Annotated in this window: 11 protein-coding genes; 7 read left to right on the forward strand and 4 right to left on the reverse strand. The window is 34.8% G+C overall.

Going from position 1 to position 23903, the window contains the following annotated elements; genetic code table 11:
• Positions 1-11: 11 nt before the first annotated feature.
• The 4 genes from VOI25_RS00500 to VOI25_RS00515 all read right to left on the reverse strand — a co-directional run bounded on the left by VOI25_RS00500 (position 12) and on the right by VOI25_RS00515 (position 3748).
• Positions 12-431: an acyltransferase gene (locus VOI25_RS00500; RefSeq protein ID WP_323786919.1), complete on the reverse strand. Its 420-nt coding sequence runs from the start codon at positions 429-431 to the stop codon at positions 12-14.
• A 109-nt stretch (positions 432-540) separates the two neighbouring features.
• Entirely contained in the window at positions 541-1527 is a 987-nt protein-coding gene (locus tag VOI25_RS00505) for a hypothetical protein (RefSeq protein WP_323786920.1), read from the reverse strand.
• On the reverse strand, positions 1524-2342 hold the full coding sequence (locus tag VOI25_RS00510; protein WP_323786921.1) for a nucleotidyltransferase domain-containing protein: 819 nt from the start codon (positions 2340-2342) through the stop codon (positions 1524-1526). The genes VOI25_RS00505 and VOI25_RS00510 overlap by 4 nt, the downstream gene beginning before the upstream one ends.
• Positions 2339-3748, reverse strand: a complete 1410-nt coding sequence (locus tag VOI25_RS00515; protein ID WP_323786922.1) for a lipopolysaccharide biosynthesis protein — start codon at positions 3746-3748, stop codon at positions 2339-2341. Before VOI25_RS00515 ends, VOI25_RS00510 begins: the two co-directional genes overlap by 4 nt.
• A 434-nt stretch (positions 3749-4182) precedes the next feature.
• Between VOI25_RS00515 and VOI25_RS00520 the strand changes: the two genes are divergently transcribed.
• The 7 genes from VOI25_RS00520 (at position 4183) to VOI25_RS00550 (ending at position 23892) form a co-directional block, all read left to right on the forward strand.
• Positions 4183-6279 (forward strand): T9SS type A sorting domain-containing protein, encoded by a 2097-nt coding sequence (locus VOI25_RS00520; protein ID WP_323786923.1) that lies wholly within the window; start codon positions 4183-4185, stop codon positions 6277-6279.
• A gap of 284 nt (positions 6280-6563) precedes the next feature.
• Positions 6564-11396, forward strand: coding sequence for a beta strand repeat-containing protein (locus VOI25_RS00525; RefSeq protein WP_323786924.1), 4833 nt, complete (start codon positions 6564-6566; stop codon positions 11394-11396).
• A 304-nt stretch (positions 11397-11700) separates the two neighbouring features.
• Positions 11701-15093 (forward strand): lamin tail domain-containing protein, encoded by a 3393-nt coding sequence (locus VOI25_RS00530; RefSeq protein ID WP_323786925.1) that lies wholly within the window; start codon positions 11701-11703, stop codon positions 15091-15093.
• 192 nt (positions 15094-15285) lie between these two features.
• Positions 15286-17526 carry a T9SS type A sorting domain-containing protein gene (locus tag VOI25_RS00535; protein WP_323786926.1) on the forward strand — a complete coding sequence of 747 codons (2241 nt, stop codon included), beginning with the start codon at positions 15286-15288 and terminating at the stop codon, positions 17524-17526.
• Positions 17527-17779: 253 nt separating this feature from the next.
• A complete protein-coding gene (locus VOI25_RS00540; protein ID WP_323786927.1) occupies positions 17780-22489 on the forward strand; it encodes a T9SS-dependent choice-of-anchor J family protein in 4710 nt (1569 codons plus the stop codon).
• Positions 22490-22569: 80 nt separating this feature from the next.
• Positions 22570-22731, forward strand: coding sequence for a hypothetical protein (locus VOI25_RS00545; protein ID WP_323786928.1), 162 nt, complete (start codon positions 22570-22572; stop codon positions 22729-22731).
• A gap of 15 nt (positions 22732-22746) precedes the next feature.
• The gene (locus VOI25_RS00550; RefSeq protein WP_323786929.1) at positions 22747-23892 is read left to right on the forward strand and encodes a hypothetical protein; all 1146 of its coding nucleotides are present in this window, start codon (positions 22747-22749) and stop codon (positions 23890-23892) included.
• Positions 23893-23903: the final 11 nt, after the last annotated feature.

The following is a 23903-nucleotide window of genomic DNA, read 5'->3' on the forward strand; positions in this document are numbered from 1 at the left end:
TTCAAAAACATTTATTCAGTATTACTTTGGTTTCGGTATTTTATCACCTTTGCAGGATTACCTCCTACAATTGCATACTCAGGAACATCTTTAGTAAGAACAGATCCTGCGGCAACAATTGCGCCTTTGCCTATTTTATTCACTGATGCTAATATGATAACTCTAGAACCAATCCAAACATCATCTTCAATATGTAAAATTCTAATTTCTCCAGCACCTTGTTTAGACATTGGTTTAACCAAATCTGAAAAATTATGATTTGATGGAAAAATTAAAACATCTTGTCCCATCATCACATAACTTCCCATAACCACATTATTTAAATAACAGTTTCGTCCTATTCCTGAGTGACTTCCAATTTCGATGGTTGCGCCAGAACCAATTGAAGCGCCTCTACCAACAATTACCTTCTGTCCACATGATTTAAACATTTGACTCGCAACATAATTTCTAATTTTGTGGGTGCCAAAAGAATAAAACGATGTTTTGTGCGGCAAAAACCGAGCAAAGAAGTAATAAATTACTGTAAATATTTTACGTTTAAGATTTTTCATCTGTGTAATTATTATACATTGAAAGACTAGACATAATTGGTACAAAAGATGGGAATCTTTTTCGGCTCTTTAAAACTAGTTTTTTAGTAAATTCAAATCTGTCACTTATAATCGTGCCTTCTTGAGGCACTTCAAATGGAAGTTCATATTCAAACTTATTCAATCGATATTGTAAATTTATATATTTCTTTCCAAAAAACTTTAATTGATTTGGTAGAACAATTCCTTTGTGAACTCTTTTTAGTCGTTCTCCTTTTTTAACACTAAAATTTCCAGGCATATAAATCTCCTCAAATGGCAGGTAGAATTTATGTTCAATAAGTAGGTTGCTCAACAATTTTTCAATCTCTTTGTGAAAGTTTAATACCAAATTGAGAACTTCTTTTTCTTTAGGTTGATTTTCGAACCATATCGCACGATAATCAAACACTCTTTTTACTAAATCATGCAATTCACCATCTTTAATATTAAGCAGCTCTAAATCGAATGAAATAGCCTTTCCTAATAACAAAAACGAACGAAGTTTAGATATTTTCAAAGTCGTTTGGGTATCTAATGCAATATACATTTTTAACAAATACTCAAGTGCGATTTGAGTTTTTAACCCTTGATCTTTAGTTGTCAATACATTGCCAAGTGACAAATCTTTACCACCTAACAACTGAAGATTTGACAATAAATTATAGGTCATTGCAGTAGTTAAATCTTGTTCTTCTACACCAAAAATGCCATGAGTTAAAATTTTCTTTTCATCATTTGACAAATCACCTCTAAGGTTGAGATTGCATTCTGAATCATTATGAAAAACACATATTAAATCTAAATCTGAAATACCAGGAGTTTTTACAGAACCCATTTGATAGACACTAAGAATTGAAGGATGTGATATAAGTTGATTCACAAGCTTGTTTTTAAGCTCATCATATTTACTTACTTCAATGAAGGTAGGATAATCAATAAACTTTACTCTCATGAAATTTCTGTTTTTATTTTAGCGACTAATAATATTATACTATTGTAGAACTCATCGTTCATCAATTTTTGATGTTGCTTTGGAATGTGTATTGGCATAAATCTGACCACTGCTTTTCTCACTAATCTAATTGGAATTTGCAATAACTTTTTTTGAAAATAATTTAGTTGCGGATGCCATTCGTTTCGTATTTGAGAAGCGCGTTCAATCACTAACCATTCCGATTGGTTAAATATAGCTTTTACGGCATGAAAACTTTCCTTTTTAAAAATTCCTTCTTTATATTTTGCAGAATAAAATAAGCAAGGCACCAACATTATCTGACTTAAAAAACTTTTTAGTTGAAACATGTTTTTTGGTTTCCACTTAGTAATGGCCTTTTGTTCAAGTTGATTGATCATTTTAAACAAACCAATCAAATAATCAGGTTGGTTATTCATCTGTATGTTGAGATCAATGTCTTTAGAAACTGGATATATGCCTTTTGATTTTTCTAAAACTGCCAGTGGCAAATAGTATTCAGGATAATCAAGTAACTGATTTTCATTTATTTGAAACCAACCATGATGTTGCAATGGATCAAACTTATAGATGTACTTCATGGATTCTATTTTAAAGTCCTTCAACTTTTGAGAATCAATCATGTTTGTTTTTACAATTAACAAGCCATCAAAATCACTATAAGGAATAACTTCATTTGTTGCTACACTTCCATGAACTATTACAGCTAAAAACAAGTCTTCATATTTGCTTTCAATCAAGTTTTGCAGTGACTTAATGAGTCCCAAATTACCCTTATATGATTCTAAAATCATTTAATCTTTTTGAATACGTTTTTAATAAACTGTTTAATAATATGACTATAAAATAACCAAATCAAAACACCAACAAGTACCGTTTGAGCTACTAATTTTATAAAATCTTGTCCTTGTAAGACATTAAAGTAATACACTAACCATTCACTTAAAATCAATGCAGCCACAGATAGGAAAACACCATTCAAATGTTTGTAAAGGGTTATAAAACTAAATTTAACATTAAGTCTGATGATAAACAAGACCACCAGCCAACCTAAAACTTTGGTAATTAAAATTAAATAAGCAACAGTAATAATACCATATGAAAACCCCAAGATAATTGCCAATACTGTTATAATTCCTCTAAACACCGAAACATAAAGAGACAATTCAGGCTTTCCTATGGAGTCTAAAACAACTGTACCAAATTGTGAAATAGACTGAAAAGCTCCAGCAAAACACAAGATTTTTAAAATAGGTACAGCTCCAATCCATTTAATTCCAAAAACAGTTAAAACTACCCAATCTGCATTAAAAGAAATCAAAGCCATGATAGGAAATGTTACCATTCCAATAAGCTGCATCGATTTAAAGTAGATATCAATTATTTGTTTGTAGTCATCTTTAATACTAGATAATGAAGGAAATAATACTTCAGCAAATATGCTTGATATTCTTTTTACAGGTGTATACATCACATTGTATGAAAATGAATAATACCCTAAGGTTGATGAATTAAAGAACTTACCAAGAATTAAATAATCAATATTCCTTTCAAAATATAAAAACCCTGTAGACAATCTATATTTTACAGCATACCATATCATATGCTTCACTTCAGAAATATTAAAATGAAAATTTGGTCTCCATTTACTATAAAATAAAGTAAACACAAGTTTAAAAAAGGTCGCACTTAATGCTTGTACGATTAAAGCATAAACTCCCATACCACAATATGCTGCTGTAATTGAAAGTATCGCACTCAACACATTGCAATAAATGACAATCTTACTAATGAGTTTAAATTCTAAATCTCGTTCAAGTATTTTATAATGGATAATAAAAATTGGATATACTAAAATGTTTATAGAACACCATTTGATTAAAGGTTCAATTTCTGCATTGTTATAATATTCGGCTGCATAAGGTGCTGAAAAGAATACAATTAGAAATGTAGCTGTGGAAACAAGATAGTTTAGGATATACAGTGTAGAAATTTGTTTCTGGGTTGAATCGTTATAATGAATAACAGCAGAACCAAAACCAATACTAAAGACCATAGCTATAAAGCCAATAAAAGTTGTAGCCAATGCTATTAAGCCAAAATCTTCAGCAAATAACAAAGTAGCTAATATGATATTTAGAACGATTGCATTTAACTGGGAAATAACATTAGTTATTCCTAGAAAAAAACCACCCTTCATTATTTTATTCTTAACGCTCAACGTCTATCTACAACTTTTTTAATTGGTTTCACGAATTTAATCGTATTGCTTAATTTTAAATTAATTAAAAACAAAATTTGCATTGCAAAATGCTTTAATTAAATTTTTTTTCAAGCTGATGCAAATCTAAAACAAAATAAAAGACAAATTGAATCTATTTTGGTTTTATAAAAATCAAAAATTCGTATTACATAAATACAAATAAACAGTTGTAATTAGACTTATCCATATTTGTTCAAAAAAGCTGGTGACCTTTTACATAATCAGGTGTCCAAGACTACGAGAATAAGTTGTTGCAATACTGTAGTTTTGTCATTCACAACTTTACACTATATTTGCATGTTCTAAAATATTGACAATCATTTCCTTTAGTAAAATCAAGATAAATTTTAGATCACATAATAATTACCGCTATGATAAAAAAACTTACACTTTTAGCTGCACTAACTATATGTACTATTGGTTATGGGCAAACTACAGAATTAGTGCATTTGAAATTAAGATTGAGCTCGAACAGTAATTCTTATAATACTGATATCTATTTTAATGATAATGCGACTCTTGGTTTCGATGTAGGATATGATGCTGGTTTTTTTGGTGTTATTCCAAATTTTGCAATTTATTCGCACTTAGTTGAAGACAATGCAGGATTAGCTTTAGCTTTGCAAGCCGTAAACACTACTGACCTTTCAGATGTCACTATTCCGTTAGGCGTAAATGCAAATCAAGGTCAACAAATAACGTTTAGTATCTCTCAGTCAACATTACCTGCTTCAGCAAACGTTTATCTTAATGATACAGTTACTAATACCTCGACGTTATTAAATAATACCGACTATACTGTTACTCCAGCGAGTACCTTATCGGGAACTGGACGTTTTTTTCTTAGAATTTCTGAAACTTATATTGCCTATACTTTTGATGGCTCTTGGTTACCAAGTGATCCAAGTGGCACAAATTCTGCTGGTCCTTCTGGTAGTGATTTAATCATCATTTCTGGTAATGCAGCTTTAACAGCTAACACTGGTTGTAATTCAGTTACAGTAAATCCTGGAGCTAGCCTAACAGTAAACAATAGTGTAAATCTTTTAGCGTCAAGTGGCATCTCTCTTGAGTCGAATTCGACTACCTATTCAAGTTTTATAGTGAATGGCTCCTTTTCTGGAACAGTTAATTATAATAGATTTGTGAATTCTAATGCTAACGGTAATGATTTAGTGTCATCTCCTGTATTTAATACTAGCTGGTCAAACTTCTTAAGTGCAGGTAATAATGCCGCAGACCTTTTAGATGATGGAAATACATCACCAACAACCTATGCATTTGCACCTTTTGATAAATCAATTGGTGATTTTAGTAACTATAACAGTACAACTTCTGCGACCCTTACAAATGGTATTGGTTATAGAGTTGCAACAGATTCAGGAACAACTCTAACGTTTTCTGGAAATAGTGTTGTTGGCACCATAATGGTGAATATTCAAAATTTTGGACCGTCGTTTGAAGAATGGAATTTGGTTGGAAACCCTTATCCTTCATATTTAAATGTTCAATCATTTCTTAGTGGAGAAGTGAGTCCTGGAGTAAAGAATATTAACTTATTCGAACCAACTTCTGCTGCCATTTATGGTTATGATGGTAATGCTACTAATGGTTGGACTATTTATAATTTAGCAAATACAAATGCGTCGACAGTTATGGCTCCTGGACAAGGATTTTTTGTAAGTGCAAATGTTGAAAATGTAGCTGCTTATAATTTACAATTTAAACCAGATATGCAATCTACTGGAACAAGTGACGATTTCATTGTAGGTCGTAATAACGAATTGATTTATCTAAAACTCGATGCAAGTACAGCTACTGATTCGTATACAACGGAATTCTACTTCAATAACAATTCAAGTCTTGGAATGGATTCAGGATATGACGCAACACTTTTTGGCTCTACTCCAGAATTTGCAATGTATTCGCACTTAGTAGAGGATAATGAAGGTAAACCTATAGCGTTACAATCCTTAAATATTACAGATGTATCTGCAACAACTATTCCATTAGGAATTCATGCAAACCAAGGTGAGCAAATTACATTTAGTATAGCAGATTCAACAATGCCTTCATCAATAAATGTATATCTTGATGATACAGTTACAAATACAACAACACTACTTAACACTTCTAATTATGTAGTTTCAACTGCAACCGCATTATCTGGAACAGGACGTTTCTTCTTAAGAACTTCAGAAGATGCCTTATCCGTAATTGAAGATAATTTAGACGCTATTCAAGTGTATGCCAATAAATCTCAAAAAATGATATTTATAAAAGGTCAACTTCAAGGCACTACTAAAATCAATATTTACGACATTCAAGGACGACAAGTTCACACTTCAGAATTAGATAGTAGAGCGACAACAAATCAAATTGATGTCTCCAATTTAATGACTGGTGCATATATTGTTAACCTTTACAATAACACACAACAGAAAACTCAAAAAGTTATTATCAATTAAACATATCAGTTTAAAATATAAAAGCACACTTTTTTAGTGTGCTTTTTTTTGCTGTATACCTAAAATAAATCAGCTAAGACCTGAAAAATATACTTTTTCTAAATTTGAAAACAACCCAAATCCCAGATTTAAGCATTCTAATATCATCAAAAAAATTATTAACAATTTCGGTATTTAATCATTTGTTAATATTTTGAAGGGTCATCATTAACAACTTTATGTTATCTTTATAGTCGCGACAATATTAAATTGTCTTGCATTCAAATATAAAATTCAATATTACAATGAAAAAAATTTACACGCTTTTACTAGCCCTATTAATTACTGGTTTAGGGTTTTCACAATCAAATCCAGGCGATATCGCTTTCATAGCATTTAATGCTGACGGAACTGATGAATTTGCTTTTGTAACCTTAGTAGATATTCCTGCAAACACAAGTATTTGGTTTACAGATAATGAATGGGATGGAGATTCATTTGCTGACCTTAATGAAGGAGAAATTGAATGGTCGCACACAAGTACAATTCTTGCTGGTACTGTAATTCTAATTGAAAACACTAACGGAAGTTCACCTACTGTTAATATAGGTACTGTATCTGGTGGTTCAGCCAATTTAGGAGCAAGTAATGAAGAATTATTTGCGCTGTTAAGCCAACCTAGTACGGCTGTTATGCCTACACCTGGTTTTTTAGCAGGAATAGCCAGTGATTTAGGTACTTCAACTCTTACAGGTTCGGGTCTAACTGTCGGGTTAGATTTCATTGATTTTAATAATGATAATGATGGTTTTAAGTATACTGGATCAATTTCTAGTGAATCTGCTTTTGCTGATTATTTACCTTTAATAATGAATACTGCTAATTGGCAAATAGAACCTTCAAACGGTAACTTAATCTTACCTATTTCAACTACGGCATTTACTATATCTGGGAGTGCATCTGACACCGAAGTTAGTTTTACTGCAACCTCAGCTTCAGTTTCAGAAGGCTTTGGAACTTTTGAATTAGAGTTTACAATTATAAATGAAGACGCAGTAGCAACAAGTTTTGATGTTGTGCTAACTGCTGGAGATAATTCAGATATTGATAATTATGTTACAGAAACTGTAACGTTTCCAAGTGGTTCTGCAGCAGATCAAGTTGTCGAAATAACAATTACTGATGATTTGGTTTTTGAAGATGACGAAGTTTTCACTTTCGAAATTCAAAATGTTACAGGTGGAAGTAATGCAGGCGCTGGAACAAATAGTTCCTTTGACCTGACTATAACAAATAATGATGCACCTCCAACAATTGCCTTACCATATACGGAAGACTTTGCAGATTGTGGTGCTGCTCTATGGGCTCCATATAGTCAAAGCGGAAGTAATTCTTGGACTTGCGCTGCTGGCCAATATACAATGAACGGGTTTCCAAATCCTGATGATATTGATTGGTTAATCTCTAATTTCAGTATTGATTTTAGTTTAACTAGTAATGAAAACATTGCTGTAACAACGTCGGAACAATTTGGAGATGATATTAATGATTTTGAAGAATTTGAATTACGCTATTCGACCGACTACCCAGGATATGGTGACCCAACAGGATTTACATGGACAGCATTAGCGTTTGACCCTAACAATACATCAACAGGTTTTGGTCTCTCTCCCGACTCTGTTACTGTAGTTGATGCCTCTGGAATCACAGGTGTAGCTTACTTAGCATTCTATTATGATGGCGCTGCAGGTTCAGGTCCTGAAGAATGGAACGTTACGGATATTTTAATTCAAGAAGGCGCTTTACCAACAAGTATTGAGTTTGTTAGTACATCTGCGTCTGTAGCAGAAGATTCTGGTACTTATGACTTAGTCTTAGCAATTACAAATGAAGATGCTACTAATGACACTACATTTGATGTTGTTTTAACTGCTGGTGATGCTGCAGATATAGATAGTTATGTTACTGTTCCTGTTACATTTCTTGCAACAGTGGGAGGAACTCAAAATGTCACAGTTACCATTACTGATGATATTATAGAAGAATTAGACGAAACATTTACTTTTGAAATTCAAAATGTTGCAGGAGGTAATGCTGCAGCAGTTGGAACAAATAACACTTTTGATTTAACTATTTTAGAAAATGATGAGGCTGTAATTCCTGGCACTTTATATGATGCCGACTTTTCAAATGATGGTGACGGATTTCCCGCACATTCAACCGCTTCACCTCCAGCAGTAGGTCCTGCATCAGTAGGTCCTTTTGGCACTGCGCCTAACGCTTGGAGTTTATCTTACGATACTGCACCATCTACTGATGGTTCGGATAACATATTCGAAGTTGTAGGTGGAGATTTATTTAGTGATGATTGGGGTGGCCAAGGTATTTTTACAAGTCAAATAATTGATGTGACCGGAATTAGTGTTGTTGATATCACTGCTACTGGTGTAAATGTTGGTGCAGGTGAAAACAATTTTACGTATTTCTATATCCTTGATGGTGGTGCTAGAGTTGAAACTCCTATAGCGTCAACAAATGGAGACCCTGTGAATTATGCTTTAACTAATATTGATGTTTCAGGAGCTACGGACTTAGAAGTAGGATTTGAATTCTCTGAAAATGGAGGTGGCGATGGCTACTCAGTTTCAGAGTTTCTGGTTATTGAAGGATCAACTGATACTTCAGTGCAATTCGCATCAACTAGTGATTCTGTATTCGAAGGAGTTGGAACTTATGATTTAACTTTTGAAATCCTTTTTGAAGATGCTACAAATGCAACAAATTTTGACGTAGTTTTAACGTCAGGTGATGCAGCAGATCTTAATTCATACACTACTCAATCAGTATCGTTTCCAGCTGGAACTTCAGGCAACCAAACTGTTACAGTAACTATTACTGACGACTTAGTCATCGAATCAACAGAGGTTTTTACTTTCGAAATACAAAATGTAGCAGGAGGAAATGCTGCTGTTGTAGGAGTTAACAACACATTTGACTTAACCATTCTTGATGATGATGGATTTGTACCAATGCCTGGTGACATTGTCATTTCTGAAATAATGTTTAACTCATCTGGTACTGATGATGAGTGGATAGAACTATATAACGATTCTGGTGCAGATATTACTTTAGATGCTGATTGGAGGTTGAATTACGGGTCTTCTACATACGATTTTACTGGTACTGTGATTACAGCTAATACTTATTTAACTGTTGCCTTAGGTAGTAATGGTGATGGGATTTATAATAATGATAATCCTTTTACGCCAGATGTTAGTACTATTGGTACTCCAGCTGATACTACAAATAACAGCAACAACCTTGGAAATACCTCTGCGACGATAGAACTAATATACCAACCAAGTGGTGCAAATACAACTATAGACACAGTAACCTATGATGATGGTGCGCCTGATTGGCATAGTGCTGCAGATGGAAATGGACCTTCATTAGAGTTAATTGATCTAACTTTTGATAATACATTGGGTGCAAGTTGGATAGCTTCTGGGTTTTATGATGGAGGTACTCCAGGAACAGAATATGTAGCTCCAATTACATATACCTTTAATGGCACTTGGTCTCCAAGTGATCCAAACGGAACGGCTACATTAGGTGATGATATTGTCATTGCTTCTGGTGATGCTTCTATAAATGCAAATACAACTTGTAATAGTGTAACCGTTAATCCTGGAGCTGGTCTTACAATAGATACTGGAGTGACACTTACGCCTACAAATGGTTTATCTCTAGAATCTAGTTCTACTAGTTACTCTAGCTTAATTCTTGATGGAACTGTGACAGGAACGATGACTTATGATCGTCACGTTAACGTAAATGGATCTGGAACTACAGGGAGTAACGATTTAATATCTGCTCCATTAACAGGACAAGACTTTGCAAGTTTTGCTTCAGCAAACTCCAATATTTTTAATAATGGAACTTTGTATTTATTTGGACCATTTGAAAAGGTTACTGGACAATTTGTAACTTATTTAGGAACCGAAACAGCTACACTTGATGCTGGTATAGGATATAGAGCTGCAACTTCTGATAATGGTGCGCTTACATTTATAGGTACTGCTGAAAATGGAAATGTTAGTAATGACATCGTAAATGGTGGATCTAATAACGCAGAATGGAACTTAGTAGGAAACCCTTACCCATCATACTTGAATGTACAAAACTTCCTTTTACATGATGTTGGTGGTGTAACAAACGTTCAATTGTTTGACGCTCCAACCGCAGCTATTTACGGATATGACGGAAGTGCACTAAATGGATGGACAGTTTATAATTTAGCAACGACAACTCCGTCTACTGTAATTGCTCCTGGTCAAGGATTCTTTGTAAGTGCTGATGCAGCTAGTACTGCAGCTTTTGATTTAGAGTTCACACCTGCAATGAGAAGTACTGGATCTAGCGATGATTTCATCGTTGGTCGTAATGCTGAATTAAATTATGTGTCATTAAAAGCGAGTACAGCTAGTAATGCTTTTGGTACTGACATTTATTTTAATGCTAATGCAAGTCTTGGATTCGATCTAGGATATGATGCTGCTCTATTTGGAGATACTACTCCCGATTTAGCTATCTATTCTCATCTAGTACAAGATAACGCTGGAAAAGCGATGACTTTACAAGCTATTAATTCGTCTAATCTTTCAGATGTAGTTATTCCTTTAGGAGTGCATGCAAATCAAGGTGAGCAATTAACGTTTAGCATTGATGATATGAATTTACCAGCTTCTGTCAATATATATCTTGAAGATGTAGTGGCTAACACCGTAACTTTATTAAATAATTCTGATTACGTGATTACACCAACAACAGCTTTATCAGGTACTGGACGTTTCTTCTTGAGAGCATCTGAAGATGCTTTATCAAACTTAGATAACAGTCTTGATTCACTTAATATTTACGCTTTAAACTCTTCTAAAGAAATAATAGTTAGCGGACAAATAAAAGAGAATACTGTTTTAAATCTATTTGATATTCAAGGCAGAAATGTAATATCAGTGGAGCTTGATGCAACAAATAATGAAAACCATATTGATGTATCTTCATTAAGTGGTGGTGTTTACATAGTTGCTGTACAAAATAACACACAACAAAAAACACAAAAAGTTATTATCAACTAAACAATAACAGTTTTGAATACAAAAGCACACTAAAATTAGTGTGCTTTTTTTGTTCAATTACATAAAACAGTTTAAACACAAGAGTTATATTGAATTCCAGTACGTTTTATTTTTAGATTTAGTGACTTCATTTAAATTAGAGTGTCATAAAAGTAACTATAGATAATTTCAAATATTAAGACGATTTAAACATTTGTTAATATTTTGAAGTTTCAACATTAACAACTTTACACTATATTTGCATCCGCTCCACTTTCAAATTAACTTACTATCAAGATATTATAAATTAAAAAACAATAATGCTATGAAAAAAATTTACACACTTTTAATTGCCCTTTTAATGACTGGCTTGGGGTATAGTCAAATTATAAGCCAGTATATAGAAACCAATTCTGGCACAACTCCTAAAGGAATTGAAATTTGGAATAATACAGGTGCAACATTGGACTTTTCAACTAATAATCTTGTAATTGAAAAAGGTACAAATGGAGCAACTCCAAGCGCAGACTTTACATTATCTACTGGTACATTAGCTGATGGAGATGTCATAGTTATTGGTACTTCGGATATGGCTACAGTTACTATAGCAAATGGAAGCACGCACTTTACGAAGGCGTTTACTTTCAATGGAGATGATGCACTTGTTGTAAAATATGGAGGAACCATAACTGACATGTTTGGTACTGCGGGTTCCGACCCTGGTTCAAGTTGGACTGGTAGTGGTGTCGATACTCGAAACCAAAATATAGAATTAAATTCAGGTTTAACTACTGGTGATACTGATGGATGGACTGATCCAAGTACTAGATTTAGCACAGTCAATACTGATCCTGCAGGAACTAATGGTGACGAAGGTTTTGGAATAGCTCCTTCAACAGGAGGAGGCTGTACCGCTCCAACAACTCAAGCTACCGCATATAATACAACCTCTATAACTAATACTACTGCTACCTTAAACTGGACGTCTGGTGATGGAGATGAAGTTTTAGTAGTCGTTAAAGCAGGTTCTGCTGTGGATACAGATCCTACAAATGGAACGTCTTATACTGCTAATACTGTTTTTTCTTCAGGAGATCAAATAGGCACAGGAAATTATGCTGTTTATGCAGGTACGACTGCAAGCACAGTTAGCATTACCGGCTTAAGCTCAGCTACTGAATATCATGTAGCGGTTTATGAGTACAACACTACAGGAACCTGCTATGAATTAACTGAATTGACTGGAAATTTTACAACAGATTGCTCAACACCAACAGATGTTACTCTTTTTACTGCAACTGCAGGAAATACAACTGTTGATTTAAATTGGACGAATGGTAGTTGTTTTGATGACATTTTAGTTGTAGCTAAAGCAACTTCTGCTGTATCGGTTTCACCAACAGGAGATGGTTCAGCATATACTGCTAACGCTACTTTTGGTTCAGGTACAGATTTAGGAACAAACGAATATGCTGTATATAAAGGGACAGGTTCATCGGTTACTGTTACAGGTTTAACAAACGGAACAACATATCATTTTACAGCCTTTGCTCGAAAAACTACTTCTTGGAGCGCAGGTGCGTCTGATTCCGGCACACCAACAACTGCACCAATCGCTGGAGATATAGTTATTACAGAAATCATGTATAATTCTTCAGGAACTGATGATGAGTGGATTGAAATCTATAATGCATCTGGTTCGGATATAACATTGGACTCCGATTGGAGAATATCTTATGGTGGAAGTACTTTCGATTTTAGTAGCACTGTAATTACCGATGGAAGTTACTTAACCATAGCCTTGGGAAGTGATGGTGATGGTACATTTAATGACGATAACCCTTTTACGCCAGATGTTAGTGCCATTGCTACTCCTGCTGCAACAACAGATGATAGTAATAATTTAGTAAATAGTACAGCAACTATAGCTGTTATTTATGATCCTAGTAGTTCTAACGTAACTATCGATACAGTAATTTACGATGATGGTTCTCCTTGGCCAACTACACCAGATGGCACTGGTCCTTCTTTAGAATTAATTGATGTTTCAAGTGATAATACATTAGCAGCAAGTTGGGCTGCTTCAGATAACAATGGTGGAACACCTGGATCTGCTTATCCTGTAACCTTCACATTCTCTGGCACTTGGTCACCTAGTGACCCAAATGGAGCAGCTGCTTCAGGTGACAATATCATTATTGCTTCTGGTAATGCTTCTATTGATAGTGGTACAACGTGTAATAGTGTAACAGTAAATGCTGGAGCTGGTCTTACTGTGGATTCTGGAATAACACTTACAGTTTCTAATGGATTAACTTTAGAGTCTAGTTCTACATCATTTTCAAGTCTAATTTTAGATGGAACTGTTAGTGGAACAATAAATTATGAACGACATGTTAATATAAATGGTTCTGGAACAACGGGAAGTAACGATTTAATATCAGCACCATTAACAGGACAAGCATTTAGTGCTTTCGCTACGGCTAACCCAAATATTTTAAGTAATGGCGCAGGTACATTGTTCTTATTTGGCCCTTTTGATAAAACTACTGGTGAATATGTGACATATGCTGATACAGAAACTGCAACTTTAGATGCTGGTGTTGGATATAGAGCTGCATCAGATGACAACTCAACATTTACATTTACTGGTACTGCAAATAATGGAACAATAACTAAGGACATTATTAATTCTGGACCTGCTGAAAACGAATGGAATCTAATTGGGAATCCATATCCTTCTTATATTAATGTTCAGGATTTTCTTAACCATGAAGTTAGTACTGGTGTAAGCAACCTAAATTTATTTGATGCTGGTACAGCCGCTATTTACGGTTATGATGGTGATGCTATAAATGGCTGGACCATATACAACTTAGCGACAACTACAGCTGCAACAGTAATTGCGCCTGGACAAGGATTCTTTGTAAGTGCTGATGCAACTAATGCACCTCTTTACGATTTAGAATTCACACCAAGTATGCGTTCTACTGGAACTACTGACGATTTTATCGTTGGTCGTAATGCTAATGGAACTTTAATCCATTTTACACTGAATTTAAGTTCTAATACAAATTCTTTTGATACTGAATTTTATTTCAACCCAAATGCTAGTGCTGGTTTTGATTTAGGATTTGATGCTGAACTTTTCACTAATCCTCCGTTCTCAGTATTTTCATATTTAGTTGAAGAAAATGAAGGTGATGCGTATCAGATTCAAGCACTAAATCCTAGTAATCTTGACGATACAACTATTCCTTTAGGTGTAAGAGCTAGTCAAGGTGTACAACTAACATTTTCAATGTCGCTTAACGAATTACCACCTACAATAGAAATCTTCCTTGATGATGTTGTAGCAAACACAACGACATTACTAAACACCTCAGATTATGTATTTACACCAGCAACACAATTAGCTGGAGCTGGTCGTTTCTTTATTAGAACCAATGACACGTCATTATCTACAATTGAAAACAGTCTTGATACCTTAAATATTTATGCATTAAACGACTCTAAAGAGTTAGTTGTTAGTGGACAATTACAAAACAACACCATGCTTAATCTTTATGATATTCAAGGGCGATTAGTACTTAGTACAAAACTTGATTCTACCGTATTACAAAATCGTATTGATGTATCATCTTTAAGTGGTGGTATATATGTAGTTAATGTTCAAAATAACAATCAGGAAAAATCACAGAAAGTGATTCTTAAATAAAATACTTTTTAAATAAATCTTTAAAGCGCACTACAATAGTAGTGCGCTTTTTGATTAAAAAACAGTGAATTACAATATTGCTAATTTTTTAATCCATTACTATTAATTTATCAACACGAAAACGTTTTCGTTTAATGCAGTATAAAAACTTTTATATATTTACATACTAATTACATAAAAATTAATTTGATTATGAAGAATTTATACATTCTACTTATTACTATTTTACTCACTGGTAGTGCTCAAGCGCAACTAGGAACAACTGTTTTTTCTGTTGGTGAAGATGATGCCAACAATTATGGTGGTAGTTGGGGAACGACTAACCAAGGCACAGGTTTTAGTGATTGGACTTTTGATACTGCAACACCAGGTGGTGGATTTGCTGGACGTTTTATAGGTTCATTCTCTACAGCTTTAGATGTTAGTGGAGATTCCTTTGGTATGTTTGCCAATAGTGGTAATGGTGCTGTTTCTGGAGCAACAACGACTATGCCTAAATCTTTAGAAGAAGGGGATTCATTTGTAGTATCGGTTGGTGTTAATTTTAGAGATGGTAATAAAGGATTTGATTTGAGAAATTCTGCAAACGCTACTATAATAAACTTCAATGTTGGAAGTGACGAATACAATATTACTGGGACTTCAGGACTCTATGGAAATGCTTACGATTCTAATACAGTCATTACATTTACCTTTACTCAAAATGCTACAGACGTATCATGGACTGCAGTGCGCTCAGGAGGTTCTTCTGGTAGTGAAAGTGGAACTATTGGAAGCATCAGTCCTGGAACGATTGAAAATATTAGATTTTATAATGTAAGTGCTGGTACCAATAACGATGGTGGAGCTGGTCAAAGAAATTTATTTGTGAACTCTTTAGAGTTTTATAGCTTATATACAGTAACTGGAAATAGCACTGTTAGTTCTTCTGGAAACATTACAGTTCCTTATTTAGATGTTCAAAGTGGTAGTACTTTAAATATCCCCTCAAACAGTAATGTAACTGTTTCTGGAAATTTAAATAATTCTGGTGCTTTAAATTTAGCATCTACAAGTACGCAATATTCTAGTATCATTCCAAATAGTGCAACTGGAACAATTACTTATAATAGATATGTAAATTCTAATGCCAATGGAAATGATTTAGTGTCTTCTCCAGTTACTCAATCATGGGCGAGTTTTTTAACAACGAATGGAACAGCGCTTTTAGATGACGGCAATACGGGTCCTACTACGTACGCTTTTGGACCTTTTAATAAAACCACAGGTGCTTATGAAAACTATACAGATGCAACATCTGCAACACTTACCAGCGGAACAGGATACAGAGCTGCTACAGATTCTGGAGCTACATTAGCCTTTTCAGGAACAACACCAACTGGCAGCGTAGCTGTAGATATATTAAATTCAGGGCCACAAGAACAAGAATGGAACCTTGTTGGGAATCCATATCCTTCTTATATTAATGTTCAGGATTTTCTTAATCATGAAGTAAGTACAGGTGTTTCAAATCTAAGTTTATTCAACTCAGGAACAGCTGCCATATACGGATATGATGGTGATGCTTCAAATGGCTGGACCATATACAACTTAGCAACAACTACAGCTGCAACAGTAATTGCGCCTGGACAAGGATTCTTTGTAAGTGCTGATGCAACTAATGCACCTCTTTATGATTTAGAATTCACACCAAGTATGCGTTCTACTGGAACTACTGATGATTTTATCGTTGGTCGTAATGCCAATGGAACTTTAATCCATTTTACACTGAATTTAAGTTCTAATACAAATTCTTTTGATACTGAATTTTATTTCAACCCAAATGCTAGTGCTGGTTTTGATTTAGGATTTGATGCTGAACTTTTTACTAATCCTCCGTTCTCAGTATTTTCATATTTAGTTGAAGAAAATGAAGGTGATGCGTATCAGATTCAAGCACTTCATCCTAGTAATCTTGACGATACAACTATTCCTTTAGGTGTAAGAGCTAGTCAAGGTGTGCAACTAACATTTTCTATGTCGCTTAACGAATTACCACCTACAATAGAAATCTTCCTTGATGATGTTGTAGCAAACACAACGACATTACTAAATACCTCAGATTATGTATTTACACCAGCAACACAATTAGCTGGAGCTGGTCGTTTCTTTATTAGAACCAATGACACGTCATTATCTACAATTGAAAACAGTCTTGACACCTTAAATATTTATGCATTAAACGATTCTAAAGAGTTAGTTGTTAGTGGTCAATTACAAAACAACACCATGCTTAATCTTTATGATATTCAAGGGCGATTAGTACTTAGTACAAAACTTGATTCTACCGTATTACAAAATCGTATTGATGTATCATCTTTAAGTGGTGGTATATATGTAGTTAATGTTCAAAATAACAATCAGGAAAAATCACAGAAAGTGATTCTTAAATAAAATACTTTTTAAATAAATCTTTAAAGCGCACTACAATAGTAGTGCGCTTTTTTTATGGTATTCATAAAATTGTATTATCTCTTAAGAATAATCACTTTATTTTTTAACAAAATCTTTGATAACACTTTCATTTTTATATATTTGTAATTCGGCTTAACATTCTGTAACTTATTGCAATTGTTTACCATCCCAAACCACCATTTTTTTCCTATTTAAGTTATTAAACAAGTTTTAATTAAAACAAGAATAACTTATGAAAAAATTTACATTTTTACTCTTTTCCTTATTAGCCGTGTGCTCGTACGGACAAGTGTCAATTGACGAAGATTTTGATTCTGGTACTCCTGCGGGATGGACAGACACTTATGCTAACACAACATCACAAGTTTGTGCTGGGCAATCTGAAAGAGACAACATTTTTACAGCTGCAGGAGGAAGCATGACTTCTCCTAATCAGGTGGCTGCATCTAATGGAACCGATATCACATTCTCTATCAGCTATAAAGTTGTGGATTGGTCTGCTGCAACTGTAGCTACGGCTGATGGTTGGGGAAATGCAGCTTTACAGTATTCTACCAACGATGGTACTACTTGGACTACCGCTGGTACTATTGATGATTCTAATGATAGCAACTCTAACGTTTGTACAACGTTTAGTGTTACTATTCCTGGTGCTTCAGTACCAACGAGTTCAGATCTTAGATTTAGAGTATTTAATACTTGGGCTGCTGGCGATTATTACTTTTATATCGATGATTTTTATGCAAATCAAGTGGCTGCTACACCACCAAACTGTGATTCTAGCTTAACTTCTGCTACGACAGATTTTGCTATTGACGGAACATTAACTTGGTCTGCAGCAACTGGAGGACCTTCAGGATACAAAATTGCAGTTGGTTCTTCAATGGGAGGAACTGATATTTCAGGAGGTACTTTAGACTTAGGAAATACAACATCTTACACTCCAGCTGGACTATCATATAGCACAACATATTATACAACAATTACACCTTATAATTTAAATGGTGATGCTTCTAGTTGTTCAGAAGAATCTTTTACTGTTGAAGCTGCACCACCATTAGGCACAGATTGTAATAGTCCAGTTGATGCAAGTAGTTTACCTTACGTAGCTGTTGCTGAAACTACATCTGGTTTTGGTGATGATTACTCAGGATCTCCTGGCGCTAGTGGATGTGGATCAACTTCATCTTATTTAAATGGTGATGATAAAGTCTACTCTTTTACTGCTAGTGCAGATGGTTCTATAAATGTTGACCTAACAAATATTACGGATACTTACACAGGTGTATTTATCTACAACGATTGTGCAGATATAGGCACATCATGTGCGGCTGGAGACACGAATACCAGTAGTACTGCAGATTTAAGCATTACAGCTTTTCCTGTCACCAATGGCGAAACATATTATATAGTAGTCTCTACTTGGGCGTCGCCTCAAACTACAACTTACGATTTATCAATTACGGCAGGCGCTACATGTTTTGATGTATCAGGTTTAACACTTGATAGCTCAACAACTACGTCTGCAACAATTAGTTGGACAGCAGCTGGAAGTGAAACTGCTTGGGAAATAGCAGTTCAAGCTGATGGAACAGGAACTCCTGGTACTGCAGATAATTCTGGAGCAAATACAACGAATAATCCACATACTGAAAGTGGCTTATCTCCAAGTACGGCTTACGAAGTATATGTAAGAGCAGAATGTACTGCAGGAACTGATTTTGGAGGATGGGTTGGTCCATTTGATTTTACTACAGATGCGTTATGTCCTGAGGTATCCGGATTAACTATTGATAGCTTTACAGGTGATTCTGTAACTGTTAGTTGGACTAATGGTGCTTCTGAAACGGATTGGGAAATCGCTGTTCAAGCTGATGGAACGGGAACTCCTGGATCTGGAACTGCAACGACAAACAACCCACATACTGAAAGTGGATTGACAGGAAATACAGCTTACGAAGTATATGTAAGAGCAGATTGTACTGGTGCTGGTAATGGTTTTAGTACTTGGGTTGGACCTGTAGATTTCACTACAGATTGTACGGCAATTGTACCTGATTATACAGCAGATATGTCAACAAATGTACCAGATTCATGTTGGGATGAAGCTGGAAGCGGTGAAGTTGCTGCTGGTCCTGGTGGACTAGGAGCTTCTGATTGGAGAGACACAAGTGCCTCTTATGCTGTAGGAGATGCCAATGCAATTAATTTATTTGCTGGCAATACTGATAGAGAATGGTTATTATCACCAGCTTTTGATTTATCTGCTGATGGATATGAATTAGTTGTCAACGTTGCAGTATCAGACTGGCAAGATGGATTTACAGCTGCTACTATGGGATCTGATGATGAGGTACAATTATTAATGAGTACAGATGGTGGTACAACTTGGACTAATCTTACAACATGGAATGTTGGAAACCAACCAGCTTTAGCTGGTACAGAATATACTGAAGATTTAACTGGAACAACTGGTACAGATGTGCGATTCGCAATTTGGGCATCAGATGGTACGGTTAATGACGCAGAAGATTATGATTTCCTTGTTGGGCAATTTGTAGTGAGAACGCCTCCTGCATGTCCTGATGTATCAAGTATTGCTGTGTCTAACATAAGTGCAACTACAGCTGATATTGATTGGACCAATGGTGGTTCTGAAACAGATTGGGAAGTAGCAATACAAGCTCAAGGAACAGGAACACCTGGTGGTGCTGGCACAGCAACAACTAGTAATCCATATAACGCAGCTGGATTAACAGCTCAAACAGACTACGAAGTATATGTGCGTTCTGATTGTGGTGGCGGACAGTTAGGTGCATGGATTGGACCTGTGAATTTTTCAACGGCTTGTAATACATTTTCTTTACCTCTAGTTGAAGGCTTCGAAAGCGGTGTACCTCCAACATGTTGGACGTCGTTTAGAGGCACCAATGGTGAAGGAACAGGATTTGATTGGACAACGGCTGGATTTTCTAACAGTGGATCATCAGCAGCATTTGTACGATATGAAAATGTCGCAACAGGTGCAGAAGATTGGTTAGTAACTCCTGCTCTTGATATGAGTACCGCTACAAACCCAGAATTATCTTTCTATGCGTCAGAAGATTTTGGAACAGACTATGGTACTGTTTATACAATACGAGTATCTACCACTAATACTGATCATGCATCATTTACTACAGTTCAAACATACACAGAGGCTGATTTTTCAGTCGATAGTTACGATCAATTTAGTGTAGACCTATCTGCTTATGCAAGTGAAGCAACAGTTTACGTCGCCTTTGTTATGGCAAATGACGATGGTGACAATTGGTATTTGGATGATGTAGTTATTTATGATAATGTACCAACAACCTTTACATACACAAGTGGTACTTGGGCGCCATTCAACCCAATGGGTTTTGCATCGACTGATGATGATGTTGTTATTGCGGCTGGTGATGCTGTATTGAGTTCTGATTTATCATGTGACTCGATGACAGTTAATCCTGGTGCTGGGCTTACTGTTGATATAGGAGTAACACTTACAACAGCTAGTGGTATGACATTAGAATCTAGCGCTACGAGTTATTCAAGTTTGATACTTGACGGTACGGTAGCTGGCACAATGACTTACGAACGTCATGTAAATATGAATGGTTCTGGATCTACAGGAAGTAACGATTTAGTTTCTGCGCCTTTAACAGGTCAAGCATTTAATACGTTTGCAGCGGCTAACTCTAACATTTTAAATAATGGTACTTTATATTTATTTGGACCGTTTGAAAAGGTTACTGGACAGTATGTGAATTGGGCTGGTACTGAAACTTCAACTCTTGATCCTGGTGTAGGATACAGAACTGGAACTACAGACAATGGCTCAGTAACTTTTACTGGAACTGCAAATAATGGTACTGTAACAAATGACATTATTAACGGTGGATCTAACAACGAAATTTGGAACCTTGTTGGTAATCCTTATCCTTCTTATATTAATGTTCAGGATTTCCTTAATCATGATGTTGGTGGTGCCACTAACCTTGCATTATTTGATGCAACAACAGCTGCTATCTACGGATATGATGGAAGTGCACTTAACGGTTGGACAATTTACAACCTAGCAACGACTACACCATCAACAGTAATGGCTCCTGGGCAAGGATTCTTTGTGAGTGCTAATGCAGCTAATACTGCTGCTTTTGATTTAGAGTTTACTCCTGCTATGAGAAGTACAGGTAGTAGTGATGACTTTATTGTAGGTCGTAATGCTGCTTTAACTTATTTAATACTTAATGTAAGTGCAAATGATAAATCATATAATACTGATTTATACTTTAATTCTAACGCAAGTCAAGGATTTGATGTAGGATACGATGCAGGAATTTGGGGTGATACGCCACCTGAGTTTGGAATCTACTCTCACTTAGTTCAAGATAATGTTGGTAAACCAATGGCTTTACAAGCATTAAACTCAAGTAACCTTTCTGATGTGACAATCGCTTTAGGTGTAAATGCAAATCAAGGTGAGCAAATTACGTTTAGTATTTCTGACATGACATTACCAGCTTCTGTTAATGTATATCTTGAAGATGTGGTTGAAAACACTTTAACATTATTAAACAACTCTGACTACGTAATGACGCCATCAACAGCGTTATCAGGAACTGGACGTTTCTTCTTAAGAGCTTCAGAGGATGCTTTATCAACTTTAGACAACAGTCTTGATATGTTAAACATCTTTGCAGTAAATGCTTCTGATGAACTTGTAATAAGTGGCCAATTAGCAGAAGAGAATACTATGTTAAACCTATACGACATTCAAGGTAGATTAGTGTTAAGCACGAAGCTTAATGACTCTATTTTACAAAACCGTATAGATGTTTCAAGTGTGAACGCTGGAGTTTATATTGTTACTGTTCAAAACAACAGTCAAGAACAAACTAAGAAAGTTATATTAGACTAAATAATTTTTATAAAAAATAGGTCAAAAATTAATGACATTAAAATAATTTTATTATTTTTGGCCTTTATCACAACAATAAAATGAAAAAATTAGAATCACAAAACCAAATTACTCGTAAGGAGGCAATTACAAAGATGAGCAAGTATGCTGCTTTAACAGCAATTGGAACGTTCATCATTTTAAACCCTAAACAAGCGCAAGCTTCTTCTCCACCAGATCCAGGAGGAAATCCTTTCGATTAAATCTATTTTTTTGATTTGAGAACAAATCTGTCTCCAAAGTTAATTCATGATATTAATGAAGATACTGTTTTACTTTGGTTTGAAAAATCAAACAGATATGTTGTTACATCAAAAGTAAATAGCAATCTTATAAAACTTTATATGAATCCTGACGAAAGTCGGGATTCATTTGTTGATAACTTGTCAACGAACTTTCAACTTAATCCGATTCAAGCTAATACGCTTTATGATGATATCTCAGGGTTTTTGAAAGATGCCAATATAGAAAGAGAGGAAGACGTAATTTCTAATAAAGTGTCAACAGTTCCTGACTCCTATATTGAACATTGTTATAAGTTTTCTGACTCGATTGTATGTATTCGTTATGACTCTGAAATTCTAAAAGGTTTGGTTCATCCTCAAATGAATCACCATTCTATAGAAAACACTTCTAATTATGATGTCCTCTTTAACGTTTTCAAACTAAATGATGACTTACACCTCTTAAAAAACGGAGTGCATATAGGCAGCTATAAAACGGATTTATTCCATTTCCTTCAAGGGAAATTTGCTTTAGAGCTTACAAATACAATTCATAAAAAGGATATCAATAACTGGGTAGCAACATTTCATGCCTCTACAATATCAAATGGAAAAGAGTCCATAATGATTATTGGAGATTCAGGTAATGGAAAAAGCACACTTTCAGTGTTGTTAATGGCTCATGGCTATGACATCCTTTGTGATGACTTCACGCCTCTGTATGAAGACAATCTTGAACTATATCGTTATCCTGCAGCTACATCCATTAAAAAAGGAGCTTTTGATGCATTAAAGCCTTATTTAAAGGGCATAGATTTATTAAAAACTCATACCAACGGTCCAAAAAAGGTAAATATTAAATATGTACCTCCTGTGATTAGCTATGAAAGTCTTCCAGCAAGTTTTGAATGTCATAAAATTGTATATGTAAAATACGATGCTTCGAAGAAAGATCATCTTAGCTTTGTATCACCTGAAAAAATTCTTGAAACTTTAATTCCAGATTCTTGGATTTCTCCAGAAGAATCACATGCTTTAAAATTTATAAATTGGTTTAAAAATGTTAAGTGTTACGAATTGAATTACAACAATAATGACTTTGCCATTTCAAAATTTAAAGATCTCTTCGAAGAATCATAAAAGTTTTTACT

The sequence above is a fragment of the Psychroserpens sp. genome (assembly GCF_034670085.1).
Lineage (GTDB): Bacteria > Bacteroidota > Bacteroidia > Flavobacteriales > Flavobacteriaceae > Psychroserpens.